General features: G+C 70.3%; 8 protein-coding genes. 5 read left to right on the top strand and 3 right to left on the bottom strand.

The features are described from left to right. Nucleotides 1-9: 9 nt before the first annotated feature. Together YWC_RS0121855 and YWC_RS0121850 are read right to left on the bottom strand one after the other, a co-directional pair. A complete protein-coding gene (locus YWC_RS0121855; protein ID WP_027867310.1) occupies nucleotides 10-1,146 on the bottom strand; it encodes a branched-chain amino acid ABC transporter substrate-binding protein in 1,137 nt (378 codons plus the stop codon). 87 nt (nucleotides 1,147-1,233) lie between these two features. Beyond that, complete coding sequence (locus YWC_RS0121850; RefSeq protein ID WP_027867309.1) at nucleotides 1,234-1,719, bottom strand: Lrp/AsnC family transcriptional regulator; 486 nt, start codon at nucleotides 1,717-1,719, stop codon at nucleotides 1,234-1,236. Nucleotides 1,720-1,868: 149 nt separating this feature from the next. On the opposite strand from YWC_RS0121850, the gene YWC_RS0121845 reads away from it, so the two are divergent. The 4 genes from YWC_RS0121845 to YWC_RS0121830 all read left to right on the top strand — a co-directional run bounded on the left by YWC_RS0121845 (nucleotide 1,869) and on the right by YWC_RS0121830 (nucleotide 14,703). Beyond that, nucleotides 1,869-3,833, top strand: a complete 1,965-nt coding sequence (locus YWC_RS0121845) for an aminotransferase class V-fold PLP-dependent enzyme (protein ID WP_027867308.1) — start codon at nucleotides 1,869-1,871, stop codon at nucleotides 3,831-3,833. Between the two features lie 157 nt (nucleotides 3,834-3,990). Continuing rightward, nucleotides 3,991-12,072, top strand: coding sequence for a GH36-type glycosyl hydrolase domain-containing protein (locus YWC_RS34070; RefSeq protein WP_036215393.1), 8,082 nt, complete (start codon nucleotides 3,991-3,993; stop codon nucleotides 12,070-12,072). Between the two features lie 4 nt (nucleotides 12,073-12,076). Continuing rightward, complete coding sequence (locus tag YWC_RS0121835) at nucleotides 12,077-12,943, top strand: hypothetical protein (RefSeq protein ID WP_027867307.1); 867 nt, start codon at nucleotides 12,077-12,079, stop codon at nucleotides 12,941-12,943. Nucleotides 12,944-13,059: 116 nt separating this feature from the next. After that, on the top strand, nucleotides 13,060-14,703 hold the full coding sequence (locus tag YWC_RS0121830) for a CehA/McbA family metallohydrolase (protein WP_027867306.1): 1,644 nt from the start codon (nucleotides 13,060-13,062) through the stop codon (nucleotides 14,701-14,703). Nucleotides 14,704-14,707: 4 nt separating this feature from the next. Here YWC_RS0121830 and YWC_RS0121825 read toward each other — a convergent pair whose 3' ends face one another. Continuing rightward, nucleotides 14,708-15,283: a TMEM165/GDT1 family protein gene (locus YWC_RS0121825; protein WP_027867305.1), complete on the bottom strand. Its 576-nt coding sequence runs from the start codon at nucleotides 15,281-15,283 to the stop codon at nucleotides 14,708-14,710. Between the two features lie 131 nt (nucleotides 15,284-15,414). On the opposite strand from YWC_RS0121825, the gene YWC_RS0121820 reads away from it, so the two are divergent. Further along, nucleotides 15,415-17,268 carry a M1 family metallopeptidase gene (locus YWC_RS0121820; RefSeq protein WP_027867304.1) on the top strand — a complete coding sequence of 618 codons (1,854 nt, stop codon included), beginning with the start codon at nucleotides 15,415-15,417 and terminating at the stop codon, nucleotides 17,266-17,268. Nucleotides 17,269-17,286 lie beyond the last annotated feature (18 nt).

Genomic DNA, 17,286 nt, shown 5'->3' with positions numbered 1-17,286 from the left:
CCTTGTGAATCAGTAGCTGGCCAGCGGCGTCAGTGCGCCGTTCTTGAAGGTGTAGACCGTGACGGCCGTCTTCTTCAGGTTGCCCTTCGGGTCATAGCCGTAGGTGCCCACCACGCCCTGGTAGCTGATGCTGTGCATGGCCGCGCCGACCTTGGCGGCATCGACCGAGTTGGCCGACTTCATGGCCTGGGCGATGAACTTGGTCTGGTCGTAGAACGAGGGCGCATACACGTCCGGGTCGCGCTTGAAGCGGGCCTTGTAGGCGTTGATGAAGGCGGGGCCGCCCGGCTGCTTGGCGACGATCGCGCCGGCCTGGGCGCAGCGCACGTTCTCGCCTACCGCCGGGCCGCCCAGCTTGGCCATCTCCGGGCTGCACAGGGTGTCGCCGCCCAGCAGCGGCACGTTCAGGCCGAGCGCCTTCATCTGGCGCGCCATCGGCGCGGCCTGCGGGGCATAGCCGCCGAAGAAGACGGCGTCCACGCGCTTGGCCTTGAGCGAAGTGAGGATGGCGGCGAAGTCGGTCGCCTTGTCGGTGGTGTATTCGTGGCCGGCGACCTTCATGCCGTTGGCGGTGGCCTGGCGCTTGAATTCCATCGCGACGCCCTGGCCGAAGGCGGTGCGGTCGTCGATCACGCCGACGTTTTTCACCTTCAGTTCCTTGGCCGCATAGGCTGCCACCGAGCCGCCCACCTGGGTGTCGCTGGCGACGATGCGGAACACGGTCGGGTAGCCGGACTGGGTGATCTTGGGATTGGTGCCGACGGTCGACATCAGGATGCCGTTGTCGTTGTAGACGCGCGAAGCGGGAATCGCCACGCCCGAGTTGTACGGGCCGAGCACGAACTTCACCTTGGCGTCGGCGAATTTCTGCGCCACGTTGACGCCCTGTTTCGGGTCGCCCTGGTCGTCTTCGGACTGCAGCTCGAAGCGGATCGTGTTGCCGCCGACCTGGAGCTTCTGCGCGTTGAGTTCTTCGATGGCGAGGCGCACGCCGTTCTCGTTGTCCTTGCCGGCGAAGGCATTGGAACCGGACAGCGGGCCGCTCACGCCGATTCTCACGACCTGTTCGGCGGCGTTGGCGGTATTGACGTCGATGGCGAGCAGCGCGGCCAGCGCGAGCGGCGCCATGTGCAGTTTGGATGGCATTCCCTGGGTCTCCGTTGTGTTCGAAACGGACGCCATCATGACATGAAACCCGGCGCCGGTTAAGCGGCGCAACGTGTGCTTACAAGCTTACGCCGGCAAGCCGTGCGAGATCAACTCCAGCGGCAGCGCGGTGGTGCACTTGATCTGCTCCATCGAGAAGGCCGAGGACACGCCGGTCAGGCGCGCGGTCTTGATCAGCTTCTTGTAGAAGCGATCATAGCCCGCGATGTCGGTGGTGACGACCTTGAGCAGGTAGTCGACGTCGCCGCTCATGCGGTGGAACTCGAGCACTTCCGGCAGTGCGACCACGGCCGCGGCGAAGCGCGCCAGCCATTTTTCGTCGTGTTCGGTGGTGCGCACGCTGACGAACACCGTCACCGGCAGGCCGACCTTCTCGCGGTTGACGATGCTGACCCGGCTTTCGATATAGCCCTCTTCCTCGAGGCGCTTGACGCGTTTCCAGCAGGGCGTGCTGGACAGGCCGACCTTTTCGCTGAGGCCGGAAATGGAGAGGGTGGCATCCGCCTGCAATGCGGCAAGAATGGCGCAATCAAACTTGTCGAGTGAGTTCATTTTCACTATATCGGTATATCAAGAACGTATATGCCAATTTCGCGCCATGACGCGGATAATTTAGTATATGTTTACCGGCGCGACTCCGTAACATACTCATCAACAATAACACGATCCGCAGCAACTAATTACTTTTTTGTAATGTGATGATGAACAACGAAGTTTACCTCGACGCCAACGCCACGTCGCCGGTCCTCCCGGCAGCCATCGAAGCGGCGACGGCCGTCATGCAGGACTGCTTCGGCAACCCGAGCAGCAGCCATGCCTGCGGCCTGCGCGCCAAGGCCCTGCTCGACGCCACCCGCGCCCGGGCGCGCCGGGTGCTCGGCGCCGCCAGGGGGCGGGTGATGTTCACCAGCGGCGCCACCGAAGGCATCCAGACTGCGGTGCTGTCGGCGCTGTGCGCGGTGCGCGAGCGGCGCGCGCGCGGCGAAGCCTGCGGCGACCTGCTGCTCTACGGCGCCACCGAGCACAAGGCGGTGCCGGAAAGCCTGGCGCACTGGAACCGCGTGCTCGGTACCGGGCTGGAGCTGCGCGCGCTGCCGGTCGACGGCGACGGCCGCCACCGTCTGGACCTGCTGGGAGAACTGGCGCCGCGTGCCGCTTTTGTCTGCACCATGGCGGCCAACAACGAAACCGGCGTGGTGTCCGACCTGGACGGCATCGCGCGCGTGCTGCAAGAAACCGGCAGTCCGGCGCTGTGGATGGTCGACTGCGTGCAGGCGCTCGGCAAGCTGCCCCTCGCCCTCGACGCCACCCGCATCGACTACGCACCCTTCTCTGGCCACAAGCTGTATGCGCCCAAGGGCATCGGCCTGCTGTACGTGCGCGAGGGCGCGCCCTACACGCCGCTGATGTGCGGCGGCGGCCAGGAAGCCGGCCAGCGCTCGGGCACCGAGAACATGGGCGGCATCGCCGCTTTTGGAGCCGTGCTCGGCGCGCTGGAGGAGGGCACGACCTTCCGCAGCCACGCCCAGCTGCGAGGCTACCGCGACCGCCTTGCGGCAAGCCTGCGCGAAGCCTTCCCGGGCCTGGTGTTCAACGCACCGCTCGAACATGCCTTGCCCACCACGCTGAATTTCTCGGTGCCGGGCCTGGGCAGCAAGGAGCTGCTCGACCTGTTCGATGCCGCCGGCGTGCGCGTCAGCGCGGGTTCGGCCTGTTCGGCCGCCAAGGCGGCGCCGAGCTACGTGCTCGATGCGATGGGCGTGCCCCTGGAGCGCAGCGCGTCGGCCGTGCGCCTGTCCTTCGGCCCGCTGGTGGACGACGACTTCATCGAGACCGCCTGCGCCCGGATCGCGCACTGTGGCCGCGCGCTGGCACAGGCCAGGCCGGCGGCGCGCCTGCAACAGCTGGAGGCGGGCGGCGCCAGCGGCTGGCTGCTGTTCGACGACGAGGGCCGCCACTGCATCGCGATCGATCCGCCCGAAGCGCTGGCGGCGCGCATTGCCGCCGACCTGAGCACGCGCGAATGCCGCCTGCGGGCCTGTTTCGCCACCAGCCATGGCGCCGGCGGCGCCGACGCGCTGTGCGACATTCTGGGCCTGACACCGGGCTGGCCGGGCGGCGCGCAGCAGGTGGAATTTGCCGGCGCCACGCTCGACGCCATCGCGCTGGGCCAGGACGTGCTGGCGAAAAACGGCGATGGCTACCTGCTGGGGCGTCCGGAAAACGGCGTGCTGGCCGCTGGCGCGGTGCGCTTCGTGTTCGGCGCCGATCCTGGGAACGACGGCTTCGACGCCGCCCTGTGTTGTCATCGGATCGGCGAACCCGCGGTGTCGCGGCCCGGCGCCGAGGCCTTGCCCGACGAGGGCATCGACCTCGACCCGACCACGGCGGCCGCCTACCTGGCGGCCCACCCCGACGCCCTGCTGGTCGACGTGCGCGAGCTGCCGGAACACGCGGCGGCCTGCGCCCAGCTGCGCGGACGCGGCGCGCAGCACGTGCCGCTGTCGCAGCTGGCCGGGCAGGCTGCACACTGGCTGCGCGAGCCCCGTCCGCTGGTGTTCCTGTGCCGCAGCGGCAACCGCAGCGCCCGCGCCGCGCGCCTGCTGCGCCGCCTCGGGCACGCCCAGGCCTGGCATGTGGCCGGAGGACTGGCGCTGGCCGGCTGAATCCCCCGCCTGTGTACGGCACCGCACAGTAGCTACCGCTGGCTTCTTCTAGCATGGCGGTGGCCGTGCGCGCCCTGCGTTTCCCTTCCCATCGACCTGCTTCAGGCGCGCCGCGCGCCGGCGGTCGACAGCGCGCGCCTCTGTGTCGAGGTCCCTGTTGAAGCAAGAGAAGAACCCGAAGGCTGAATCCGGCACCGCCGCAGTCATGAGCAATGTGCGCGATGAGGACGCGCCCGGCCTGCGGGCGCAGCTGGCCGAACTGGCCGGCGCGATCGAGGCCGCATGCGATGCGCTCGACCGCGCCCGCCAGCGCGGCAGCGAACTGCCGCCCGCCGCCGGCGCCATCCTCGACAACAGCCCCCTGATCGATGCCCAGCTGCGCCAGGTGCAGGCCGCCCTTGGCCTGCACGATCGCGGCGCGCTGCCGGGACCTGGCGGCCAGGCCCGCATCCTGGCGCTGGCGCGCGACGCGGCAAGCCGGGACGACGGACGCATCGAACGCGCTGGCCTGGCAGGCTTCCTCGCCGCCGCCCAGCAGGACGCTCCCTTGCTGCTGGCCGAGCTGCGCCTGTTTCCCGCCGCCTTGCGCCTGGCGCTGCTCGACGGGCTGCGCCAGGTCGCCGTGCGCGCCGCCCGCGCCTGCGAGGAACGCATCCTGGCCGCCGACTGGGCCGGCAGGCTGCTCGACACCGCCGCGCAGCGCTCCGGCGACCTGGTCCTGCTGGTGGCCGACATGGCGCGCGCCGTGCAGCCGCTGGGCAGCAGCTTCGTGGCGGAACTGGCGCGCCGCCTGCAGGGGCAGGGGCCGGTGGTCGCCCAGGCCCTCGGCTGGATCGATGCGCGCCTGGCGGACGAGGGTTCCAGCATCAGCCAGAGGGTAGCGGACGAGCGCGACGCCATGGCGGCGGACGGCACGCGGGTGGCGAACACCCTCGCCAGCCTGCGCCTGCTCGGCGGGATCGACTGGCGGCAGCTCGCTGAAGGCGCCAGCACCATTGAACCCATCCTGCGCGCCGACCCGGATGGCAGCTATCCGCGCATGGACGGCGCCACCCGCGACCTGTACCGCCTTGCCATCGAACGGCTGGCGCGCCGGAGCGGACGCAGCGAAGCCGAGGTGGCGCAAGAGGCGCTGGCCCTGGCGGGCAAGAACCTGACGCCGGGTGAAGGAGGACTCGACGCACGCCGGCGCCACATCGGCTACTACCTTGCCGGCCCCGGCCAGGCGGCGCTGGAAGCGCGGCTGCAGCCGACACCCGGCCTGGCGGCAGGGGTGGGGCGGCGCCTGCGCCATGCCCCATTGGCGGCCCGCATCGCCGGGATGGCGGTGTTCACGCTGCTGTTCGCGGCGGCGGTCGTCATCGCCGCGCGCCAGCAGGGCGCCGGACTCGGGCTGCAGCTCATCATCGGACTGCTTGCGCTTGTCGGCGCCAGCGGCCTGGCGCGCTCGCTGGTCGACATGATGGCGAGCTGGCTGGCAAACCCGTCGCCGACGCCGCGCATGGACTTCGACAAGGGAATCCCCGCCGCGGAGCAGGCCCTGGTGGCGGTGTCGGCGCGCCTGGTCAACAGCGCCCAGCTCGACGCGCTGTGCCGCGACCTCGAAGTGCGCTACCTGGCCAACCGCGATCCGCGCCTGCGTTTCTGCCTGCTGGCCGACCTGTACGACGCGCCTGGCGAGACCATGCCGGGCGACGAGGCGCTGGTGGCGCATGCCGCCGCCGCCATCGAGGCCCTCAACCGCAAGCATGCGCGCGAACACCGCTTCCCCACGCTCGACGAGGACGGCCAGCCCACCACCACCAGGGTGCGCGTCGAACCCTTCCTGCTGCTGCAGCGCCCAAGGACCTGGAGCGCCGGCGAGCACGCGTGGATCGGGCGCGCGCGCCGCCGCGGCCAGCTGGCCGACCTGAATGCCTTCCTGGCCGGACCGGGGCGCGAGCGTTTCGCCACGGTGGCCGGCAACACGGCCGGGCTGGCGGAGATGCGCTACGTGATCACGCTCGACGCCGCCACCGACCTGCCGCGCGATGCGGCGCGCCGCCTGGTCGGCGCCATGGCCCATCCGCTCAACCAGCCGGCCCTGGATGCCGGCGGCACCCGCGTGATCGAAGGGCATGCCATGCTGCGTCCGGTCGTCGGCGGCGCATTGCCCGACCCGCAAGCCTGCCGCTACCAGCGCATGTGGCTCGAAGCCCACGGCACCTGGGCCGCCGGCCTCGCGGTGCGCGAGTGCGAAGCGCAGGGCATGTTCGGCTGGTCCGCCATCTACGAGGTCGATGCCTACGAACGGGTGCTGCGCGGACGCCTGCCGGACGAGGTCCTGCCGGCGCCGGGCATCGTCGACGAAGGCTGCCTGCACGCGAAGAGCGATTGCGAGGTGCGGCTCGCCGAAGCGCTGCCCGGCAGCTATGGCGAACATGCCGTGCGCCGCCACCGCGCGGTGCGGGCGGCCTGGCAGGTGGCCGGCTGGATCCGCCCGCGCATCGGCAAGGCGAAGGGCGAACGCGAAGCCAACCCGATGAGCGCCGCCGACCGCTGGCAGCTGTTCGACACCCTGCGCGACAGCCTGGTGGCGCCGGCGCTGGCGGCGCTGCTGGTCCTGTGCTGGAGCCGGCTGGCGGAGCCGGCGTTCTGGACCGCCATGGTGCTGTCGGTGTTCTTCCTGCCGGCCCTGCTGGGCAGCCTGGTGGCGCTGAGCGACCGCCCGCACGATGCGCCCTGGCGCCAGCACCTCGACAGCTGGGCGCGCGGCGCGCGCGTGCCGCTGGTGCGCGCGGCGCTGGCGACCAGCTTCCTGCCGCATGCGGCCTGGTGCCAGCTCGATGCGGTGCTCAAGGCCCTGTGGCGCAGCCGGGTGTCGCGCCGGCGCCAGCTGGAATGGCGCCCGGCCGCGCTGGCGCGCCCGGCCCGGGTGGTGGCCAACAACTGGCTGACCATGTGGTTCGCGCCGGCGCTGGCGGTGGCCACCAGCCTGCTGCTGACCTTCGCCAACCCGTATTCCTTGTTCACGGCGGCGCCGGTCCTGCTGGTGTGGTTCCTGTCGCCGCTGCTGGCCTGGTGGACCAGCCTGCCGCAACGCGCCCAGGTGCGCCTGCCGGCGGCGCGGCAGGCAAGCCTGCAGCGCCTCGCGCGCCGCAGCTGGAGCTTCTTCGAGGATCACGCCGGCCCGGCCAGCAACTGGCTGCCGCCGGAGAGCGTGCAGGAGCATCCCCATCCCCTGGTGGACGCCCGCACCACCCCAAGCGGCATGTCGGTGTTCCTGCTGTCCACGCTCGCGGCGCGCGATTTCGGTTTCATCGCACCGGGCGAGCTGCTGCGGCGCATGGATGTCTCGCTGGCCTCGATGGCCCTGCTGGAGCGCTGGAAGGGCCACTTCCTGGCCGCCTACGACAGCGCCACCCTGGCGCCGGTCGAGCCGGCCTGCGTGTCGACCCGCGACAGCGGCTGGCTGGCGCTCGGCCTGCGCCTGCTTGCCGGCGGGCTGGACGAGCTGCCGGACACGCCGGTCGCCGGACCGCAGGCGCTGGACGGCATCCGCGCCGCCGTGCAGGTGGTGGACGAGCTGGTCCAGCACCAGGCGCATCGCGTGCGTGCGCTGGTGGCCGAGGTCTGGGGCGCGCTCGACCCGCAGCGCTGCCGCGCGGCCGACACCTTGCCGGGATTGTCCGAATGCCTGCGCCACGTGGCCGCCGCCGCCGACGCGCTGGAAGCCGGCCTGCCGGAAACCGCCGATGCCGCGCTGCGCGGCTGGGCGGCGCGCCTGGCCGCGCAATGCCATGCGCAGCAGGACGAGCTGCTGGCGCTGGCCCCCTGGATGCGCGCCGAGCAGGAATACGTGCTCGAGGCCAGCCTGACGCGGATCCCGACGCTGCGCGAACTGGCGTCCCTGGAGGCCCCGATCGGTAGCCACCACGGCCTGGCGCGGCTGGTGCGCGAAGGCCGCCAGCACGCGCAAAAGCTGCTGGCGGAGTGCGCCCGCCTGGCCGGGCAGGCGCGCAGCTTCGCCGGCATGGATTTCGCCGCGCTGCTGGATCCCGAGACCGGCCTGCTGGCGGCCGCCTGCCACGTGCGCGACGGACGCCTGGACACGGGCAGCTGCGACCTGCTGGCCTCGGACAGCCGCATGGCCAGCTTCCTGGCGGTGGCGCAGGGCCAGCTCGGCCAGCGCCACTGGTGGGCGCTGGGCCGGCCGCTGCGCATCGCCGGGCCGGAACAGCTGCTGCTGTCGCGCACCGGCAGCCTGTCGGACTACCTGGCGCCGCAGCTCCTGATGCCGACCTGGCGCGAGACCCTGCTCGACCACGCCGGCCGCGCCGCCGTGCGCGCCCAAGCAGTGCATGGCGCGCGCCACGACATGCCCTGGGGTTTTTCGGAGTCGAGCTGCAATGCGGTCGACGCCCAGCTGCTGTTCCAGTTCGGCCGCTTCGGCATTCCCGCGGCCAGCCTGGAGCGCAGCGCCGATGCCGGCCTGGTGGCGGCGCCGTATGCGGCCATGCTGGCCTTGCCGGTGGCGCCGGCCCTGGCCCTGGCCAACCTCGAGCGCATGGCCCAGGAAGGCCTGGCCGCAGACTACGGCTATCTCGATGCGGTCGACCATACCCCGGGCCGGCTGCCGCACGGCGAGCGCCGCCACGTGGTGCGCGTCGTCGCCACCCGCCACCAGGGCATGGGCCTGCTCGCGCTGCTGCAGCTGCTGCACGGGGCGCCGATGCAGCGCCGCTTCCGCCTCGACCCGGAACTGCGTGCGGCCCTGCCGCTGCTGCAGGAGCCGGTGCCGGCCAGCGGCGCATCGCTTGGAACGGCCTACGACAGCGCGCCGCAGCACCCGGGATCCGCCCAGGGACGGCTCATCGACCGCGCGGATACGTCGACGCCGGACGTGCAGCTGCTGTCGAACGGTAGCTACCACGTGCTGGTGGACAGCACTGGCGCCGGCTACAGCCGCTGGGGCGAATTCCTCTTGAGCCGCTGGCAGCCGGACCCGCTCGGCGCCCGGGGCGGCCTTGCCTGCGTGCTGCGCGACAGCGCGTCCGGCGAACTGTGGTCGCCCACGCTGGCGCCCATCTACGGCGAGCCTGAGCGCTACGAAGCGGTGTTCGCGGAGGGACGCGCCAGCTTCCGGCGCGAGGAGCGCGGCCTGGCGATCATGAGCGAGGTGGTGGTGGCGCCCGAGGACGACATCGAGCTGCGCCACATCCGCATCCACAACCGGAGCGCCGTGCCGCGCACGCTGGAGGTGACGAGCCAGGTCGCGCTGCTGGCGCAAGAAGGGCACGCTGCGCAGCTGCGCATCGATGCGCCGACCCGGGCCATGCTGTGCACCCTGGGGCCGGGCGCACCGACCGTCCTGCACCTGATGGCGGTGCGCGGCGAGGCCGGCGCACCGGAATACAGCGCCGCCTGCCACGACCCGCTTGCGGCGCTGCCACCGCTGGATGAAACATCGCCCGTTTCCCAGCCGGCGCTGGCGATCCGCCGCAGCATCACGCTGGCGCCAAACCAGGAAGTGAGCATCGACCTGGTGCTGGGCGTCGCCCCGACCCCCGCCACCGCGCGCGAACTGGCTGCGCGCTATGCCGGCACCCAGGCGGTGGGGCAGGCGGTGGAGGCGGCCTGGACCCACGGCCAGGCCTTCCTGCGCGCGGCCGGCATCAGCGAGGCGCAGGCCCAGCTCTACAACCGCCTGGCCGGCTGCCTGCTCGACCCGGTGCCCGGCTTGCGGGCGGACGCCGGCGTCATCGAGCGCAACGTGCGCGGACGCGCCGCCCTGCGTCCCTACGGCGTGGACGGCAGCCGCCCGCTGCTGGTGCTGCAGCCCGGCCCGGACAGCGATCTGGCGCGCGAGGTGCTGCAGGCGCACGGCTACTGGCGCGCACGCGGCTTCGAGGCCGACCTGCTGGTGCTGTGCGAGGGCCGCGCCGTGTTCGACCAGGTCATGGCGCTGGCGTCGGGGGAGGCGGAGGGCATCCACGTCCACCTGCTGCCCGAGGTGCCGCAGGAAGACCGCATCCTGCTGCGCGCGGCGGCGCAGGTGCTGCTGCTCGAAGAGCGCGGCAGCCTGCTAGAGCAATTGCGCCGTGCGGCGCCGGGCTTGCCCGCGCTGCCGGCGCCGTTCGCGGCCCAGGAACAGCCGGCGCCCTGGACCAGCGAGGCGCGCCTGCCTGATGCCGAGGCGCACCAGCTCGACGGAGGATTTTCGCGGGACGGGCGCGAGCTGCTCATCCGCAGCGACAGGGCATCGACGGCGCCATCGGAACACGCGCTGGCCAACGGCGTGTTCGGCGCGGTGCTGCCGCAGACCGGCCCGGGCAGCACCTGGTGCGGCCGCCGCACGCTGCTCTTGACGGCGCCGCAGGGCGAAGCCTTCTACCTGCGCGACGAGGACACGGGCAGCGCCTGGTCGCCCACGCCCTGGCCGATGCCGTCCGGCGAGCCCTACCGCACGCGCCACGGGTTCGGCTATACGCTGTTCGAGCACGTGGCGCAGGGCATCGGGTCCGAGCTGCGCTGCTTCGTGGCGCCCGGCGCGCCGCTCAAGTATGCGGTGCTCAAGCTGCACAACGCCTCCAGTGCGCCGCGCCGCCTGTCCGTCACCGGCTATGTGCAATGGTGGATGGACGATGCCGCCGCCAACCCCGGCCTGCAGGTCGTTACCAGCGTCGACGTGGCCAGCGGCGCGCTGGTGGCGCGCAATGCCTTCGGCGACGGCTTTGGCGACACGCTCGGCTTCTTCCACCTCGACGCACCCCAGGTGGCGTCGACCTGCGACCGGCGCGAATTCGTCGGCCGCCACCGCAGCCTGGCGCGGCCGGCGGCGCTGGAGCGCAACGGCTTGTCCGGTGCCAATGGCGCCGCGCTCGACCCGTGCGCGGCCCTGCAGACGCGGGTGGAACTGGCGCCGGGCGCCGCGATCGAGCTCGTGTTCCTGCTCGGCGTGGCCGGACCCGACACGCTGGCGGCAAGCCGCGCGGTGCAGCAGCACGGCGGGGCAAAAGCGGCGGCGCTGGCGCTGCGCCAGGTGCATGCCTTCTGGGACGAGCTGCTCGGCAGCCAGCGCGTGTCCACGCCGGATGCAGCCTTCGACCTGCTTGCCAACGGCTGGCTGCCCTATGCGGCAGTGGCCGGCGCCATGGGCGGCACGCCGGCGCAGCAGCTGCAGGGCGCGATGGCGGCGGTGCACGGCAACCCGGCGGTCTTGCGCGATGCGCTGCTGCGGGCGGCGCGCGCCGACATTGGCGCCGAAGGCCGGCCGGTGGAAGACTTCCTGTGGCTGCCCTACGCGCTGCACCGCTACGTTGGCATCACCGGCGACTACGGCATCCTGCGCGAGCCGGCCGGCGGCGACCCGTCGAGCGGCACGCGCCTGGCGCGCGACGACCTGTACCAGGTTTGCGTGCACGGCCTGCGCGGCTGCCTGCGCTTCGGGGTGCACGGCATGCCGCTGCAGGATGCGCGCATGCACGAGGGCGATGAGGAGCTGGACGCACGCCCCGAGAGCGTGCTGCTGGCCTTCCTGCTGGCCGCGGTGCTGCAACGCTTCGCCGAGGTGGCCGACCGGCGCGCCGACTTCGGCTTCGCCACCACCTGCCGCGGCGCGGCGCTGGCGCTCAAGGCGCAGGCCGAGGAATACGGCTGGAACGGCGCCGCCTATGGCGACGGCGGCGCGGCCACCCAGGCCTGGGCCGCCATGGCCGGCGCGACGCCTGGCCGCATCCAGGCGGTACTCGCCGCGCTGGATACGAGCGACGTGCAGGACGGGCGCACGGCGGCGTGGGCGGCGCTGGCCCTGGCCGCGCAGGGCGCCGGCACGCCCGCGTGGGAAGTGGCGCGCCGCCTGAATCCGCTTGCGCCGGACGCCGGCACACACGTGCGCTTCTCCGGCGCGCCTTGGCTCATGATGGATGCCGTCGGGGGCGGGACGGTTGCCTGCTGGGCGCAGCTGCTGCTGAGCGACGCACTGCTCGGCCTGCAGCGCACGGTCGACCGCCTGGCGCTGGCGCCGCTGCTGCCGCTGGGCTGGGACAGCCTGCGTTTTCGCTACCGCAGCGGCCGGACCGATTATCATGTCACGGTTTTGCCGGCCGAGACGGGCGAGCTGCTCGTACTCGACGGCACGCCGCAGCAGGAGCAGGTGATCGAACTCGTCGACGACGGGCGCGAGCACACGGTGGAACTGTATGTGGAACGCAAGCCGGGCGACGCGCTCGCCGGCCATCAAACAACCAGCCAGGAATGAGGACATGAGTAAACGATTGACGACATGGAGCGGCGCCGCCTGCGCCGCCCTGCTGTGCTGCGCCGCGCCGGCAAGCGCGGTGGACTGGAGCGACAACGCCATCAGCTACCGCTACGGCACCCGCTTCGCCGAGCCCTTCAATCCGGAGCACATCAAGAAGCACATCGTGGCGTTCACCCACGCCAGCGGCTACAAGTACGGCAGCAACTACCTGAACCTGGACGTGCTCAAGTCCGACAGTACCGACCCGCGCGACCTGGGCAGCGACAGCGGCGCGCTCGAGGGCTACCTGCTGTACCGCCACACGCTCGACATCGGCGCCCTGCGCGGCCAGGAAATCCGCTTCGGTAAAGTAAAAGGCGTGGGCCTGACGGTCGGCTTCGACATCAACCACAAGGACGACGTCGGCTACAACTCGCGCAAGCGCATGCTGGTCGCCGGCCCGACCCTGATGTGGGACGTGCCGGGCTTCCTGAATACCAGCATCCTGTGGCTGCGCGAATCGAATGCGCCGAGCGGACCCTTCCCGCCGATCGCCAACGTGCGCGGACGCTATACCTACGACACCCATCCGATGCTGGCCGCCAGCTGGGGCATCCCGGTGGCCGAGGGCTGGTCCTTCGAAGGCTTCCTGAACTTCATCGCCGCCAAGGGGCTGGACGAGACCGGCGCTCCGACCAGCGCCGAGACCAACCTGGACTTCGCTTTCATGTATGACGTCGGCCCGCGCCTGGGCTACGCGAAGAACAAGGTCCGGGTCGGCGTCGGCTACCAGTTCTGGAACAACAAGTTCGGCAATTCGCGCCGGACGACCGGCGGGGCGGGGCAGCGCGCCAGCACGCCGATGGTGCGGGCGGACTTCCATTTCTAGGACTGGTTGAGGAGTCTGCAGGGCACTTAAATTGGCTCAACACTTGTAGATAAATTTACAATTGTTGAGACGAATCGGCGCAAGGTGTTTTCCCATGCAATTGCAAAAATTGCATTATGAAAACCACCTTCCTGCCCCCCACTATTGGTGCGCTGCTGCTGGCCCTGTCCTGCAACAGCGCGTTCGCGGCCCCGGCCGAGCACAAGGAATTCGAAGCTACCCTGCACGCGCCCTTCCAGGGCACAGCGGATGCGCGCCGAACCTTCAGCCTGAACTTCAGCTATCCCGGCCTGGAACAGCCGGGCACCGTGTACTGGAAGCTGGAGCTGGTCAACCCAGAGGGGCGCGCTGTCCGGCTTTGGCGTGGCAACAGCCGCATCTCCGGAGAGACCGCCCTTGTCCGGGTCGCCTGGGATGGCCGGCTCAAGGGCACGTCCGCGCCCGCCGGCCTGTACCGGGTGCGCATGCGCGCCGTCCTGCGCGGCGTCCCCCACGATGATCACCACGACGCCGTCGAGCAGGACTGGCAGATCGCCGTCGGCGCCCCGCCGGCGCAGCGCACGCCGCGCTTTACCCCGCTGCCGGGCGCGCGCGACGCCGCTTCCACAGGTGCGGCGGCAGCACCGGCCGCCGCCTCGCTGCCCTACACGGTCTACCTGGCCAACCTGCACAGCCAGAGCAACCACAGCGACGGCGGCGCCGCCCTCGACGCCTGCAAGGGCGCTCAGGATCCGCTCAAGGCCAAGTACGGTCCCGAAGCCGCCTTCGCCTATGCGCGCGGCCGCGGCCTCGACATCCTGGCCGTCTCCGAGCACAACCACATGTACGACGGCTCGGACGGTACCGACCCCAATGCCGACCCGGCCAAGGCGAAAGACCTGTACAAGGCCGGCCTGGCCAGCGCCGCCGCCTTCAATGCCACCAAGCCGGGCTTCCTGGCGCTGTACGGCATGGAGTGGGGCGTGATCAACAACGGCGGCCATGTCAACATCTTCAACAGCGACGAGCTGCTGGGCTGGGAGACCAACGCCCTGGGCGAACTGCTGGCCGATACGCGGACCGCGCGCAGCGACTACGGCGCGCTCTACACCCTGATGCGCGAGCGCGGCTGGGTGGGGCAGTTCAACCATCCCGCGCACAGCGGGCAGTTCAAGGTCAACGGCGTGCCGCTCGCCTACACGCCCGACGGCGACGAGGCGATGGCGCTGTGCGAGGTGATGAACAGCACCGCCTTCTCCACCAACGACACCGAGAACGAGACCCGGCGCAGCAACTTCGAGCAGGCCTGCAACAAGCTGCTGGAAGCCGGCTACCACGTGGCCTTCAGCACCAACCAGGACAACCACTGCGCCAACTGGGGCGCGTCCTACACCAACCGCACTGGCATCCTGCTGCCCAACGGGACGGCGCTCACGCGCGACAGTTTTGTGGAGGCGCTCAAGGCGCGGCGCGTGTTCGCCACCATGGACAAGGGTTCGCAGCTGATCCTCACCGCGAACGGGAAAATGATGGGGGAGCGCTTCACCAACCGCGGGCCGCTCACGCTGGTTGCCAACTTTGCATCGAGCGCGAGCAAGAAGGTGGCGGCGGTGTCGATCGTGGCGGGCGTGCCGGGGCGGAACGGCGCCGTCACCGAAGTCTCGAACCTGGCCACCAGCACCTTCACGCCGGCGCCGGGGAAGCACCTCTTCTATGCGCGGGTGACCCAGGAAGACGGCAATGTGCTGTGGTCGGCGCCGGTGTGGGTGACGCAGGAGTAGGGGATCAGAAGCCGAGCGGCGCGCCCGCACCCAGCAGGGTAGCCACGCCCAGCACCGCAAAGATCAGCGCCGCCAGCCCGTGCACGAGCTTCAGCGGCACGCACTTGGCGATGCGCTCGCCGAACACCACCGCCGGCACGTTCGCCAGCATCATGCCCAAGGTGGTGCCGGCGACGACCGCCGCCATCGATTCGTAGCGCGCCGCCAGGGCCACGGTGGTCACCTGCGTCTTGTCGCCCATTTCGGCGATAAAGAAGGCCAGCACGGTGGTCAGGAAGACACCGAAGCGCGCCAGCGGCGCCTCGTCCGCATCCACCTTGCTGGGCGCCATAACCCAGGCGGCCATGGCGAGGAAGGACAGGCCCAGCACCCAGCGCATCACGCCCGCGCCAAGCAGTTCGCTCACCAGGGCGCCGACGGCGGCGGCGAAAGCGTGGTTGCACACGGTCGCAACAAAAATGCCGAACACGATCGGCAAAGGGCGGCGAAAGCGGGCGGCGAGGAGGAAGGCCAGCAGCTGGGTCTTGTCGCCCATCTCGGCAAGTCCCACGATGCCGGTCGATACGAGAAAAGCGTCCATGAAGCGGCAGGTACGAAAGCCCGGATCATAGCAGAGCCCTCTGTCCTTACAGCGCGCGCCAGCGCCATTGCGGTGCTTTCCGGCCACGATCGAAGATGCTATTCTGCCCGCTTCCTTCCACGCGAGAGACCATGAAGACTAGCACCCTGCTGCGCGCCTCGGCCTGCGCCTTTATCTGCCAGTGGAGCGCCTACGCGTTCGCACTCGACCCCCTCAGCTACGCCAAATACGACCAGGTCAAGACCACCGCCCTGCACCTGGACCTGAAGGCCGACTTCGCGCGCAAGACCCTGGCCGGCTACGCCGACCTGACCCTGAACTGGATCGACAAGTCGGCCACCACGCTGGACCTCGACACCCGTGAGCTGAAGATCTCGAAGATCGAGGCGCAGGACGCGAAAGGGGCGTGGAAGCCGGTCAAGTACACCCTCGACAAGCTGGATGCCGAAAAAGGCCAGGCGCTGCACATCGCGCTGCCCGGCCAGCCGGGCAAGGTGCGCATCCACTACCAGACCGCGCCCACCGCGCCGGCGCTGCAGTGGCTCACGCCGAAGCAGACCATGTCGGGCAAGTACCCCTTCATGTTCAGCCAGTCGCAGCCGATCGCCGCGCGCTCCTTCGTGCCGATCCAGGACACCCCGGCGGTGCGCTTCACCTACACCGCGCGCATCCAGGCCCCGGAAGGCATGCGCGTCGTGATGAGCGCCGATAACGACCCCAAGGCCACCGGCAAGGGCGGCTGGAAATTCACCATGCCGCAGCCGGTGCCGTCCTACCTGATCGCCATCGGCATCGGCGAGCTGGAAGCGCGCACCCTGGGCCCGCGCACCGGCGTCTACGCCGAGCCGATGCGCATCAAGGCCGCCGAATACGAGCTGGCCGACACCGAGAAGATGGTGGCCGCGGCCGAATCACTGTACGGGCCGTATCGCTGGGGACGCTACGACATGCTGGTGCTGCCGCCGTCCTTCCCGATCGGCGGCATGGAAAACCCGCGCCTGACCTTCCTGACCCCGACCATGATCGCGGGCGACCGCAGCCTGGTGGACCTGGTCTCGCACGAGCTGGCGCATAGCTGGTCGGGCAACCTGGTGACCAACGCCTCGTGGAAGCACTGGTGGCTCAACGAAGGCTTCACCACCTACGTCACCACCCGCATCCTCGAGAAGATGTACGGCGAGGAAGTGGCGACCATGAACCTGCAGCTCGAGCAGGAGGAAGCGCTCGATTCGCTGAAGGACATCCCATTGGCGCAGCAGGCCCTCCTCACGCGCGACCCGGACACCAGTTCCGAGCACTACACGGATCAGGGTCTGGCCTATCCGAAGGGCGCCTGGTTCTTGCGCACCCTCGAGCAGCGCGCCGGCCGCGCCGCCTTCGACACTTTTCTCCGCAGCTGGTTCGACCAGCACGCCTTCCAGAGCGTGACCACCGACCAGTTCGTCGCTTTCCTGCGCGCGAACCTGCTGGCCAAGAACCCGAAGATCATGAGCGACGCCGAGCTGGACGAGTGGCTGTACGGCCCGGGCATCCCGGCCAGCGCTACCCGCGCCGTCTCGACCCGCCTGGCCAAGCTGAACGACACCACCGCGCGCTGGCTCAAGGGCGACATCAAGACTGCCCAGCTGCCTGCCAAGGACTGGAACGCCGCCGAGTGGATGAAGTTCCTGAACGACATCGACAACAAGGCCGATGCCGCCAAGCTGGAAGAACTGGACAAGGCCTACGGCCTGGCCAAGACCGGCAACAATGAAGTGGCCTTCCGCTTCTACCGCGCTTCGGTACACGCCGGCTACCGCGGCATCCGCCCGAACCTGGAAGCCTTCCTGATGAGCGTGGGCCGCCAGAAGTTCGTGGTGCCGCTGTACGGCGCGCTGCGCGCCAACCTTGACGACCGGGCCTGGGCCGAGCGCGTGTACAAGGCGGCGCGCGAGCGCTACCACCCGGAGACGCAGGGCAGCGTCGACAAGCAGATGACCAAATAACGATCAACCAAAGAGGGA

The sequence above is a fragment of the Massilia alkalitolerans DSM 17462 genome, assembly GCF_000427785.1.
GTDB lineage: Bacteria > Pseudomonadota > Gammaproteobacteria > Burkholderiales > Burkholderiaceae_D > Telluria > Telluria alkalitolerans.
Note: the sequence above shows the minus strand (reverse complement) of the source record. Positions and strands in the feature narration are given on the sequence as shown.

Coding starts and splice junctions, on each gene's coding strand:
- YWC_RS0121855 (WP_027867310.1), bottom strand. CDS start 1,146: ATGCCATCCAAACTGCACATGGCGCCGCTCGCGCTGGCCGCGCTGCTC.
- YWC_RS0121850 (WP_027867309.1), bottom strand. CDS start 1,719: ATGAACTCACTCGACAAGTTTGATTGCGCCATTCTTGCCGCATTGCAG.
- YWC_RS0121845 (WP_027867308.1), top strand. CDS start 1,869: ATGAACAACGAAGTTTACCTCGACGCCAACGCCACGTCGCCGGTCCTC.
- YWC_RS0121835 (WP_027867307.1), top strand. CDS start 12,077: ATGAGTAAACGATTGACGACATGGAGCGGCGCCGCCTGCGCCGCCCTG.
- YWC_RS0121830 (WP_027867306.1), top strand. CDS start 13,060: ATGAAAACCACCTTCCTGCCCCCCACTATTGGTGCGCTGCTGCTGGCC.
- YWC_RS0121825 (WP_027867305.1), bottom strand. CDS start 15,283: ATGGACGCTTTTCTCGTATCGACCGGCATCGTGGGACTTGCCGAGATG.
- YWC_RS0121820 (WP_027867304.1), top strand. CDS start 15,415: ATGAAGACTAGCACCCTGCTGCGCGCCTCGGCCTGCGCCTTTATCTGC.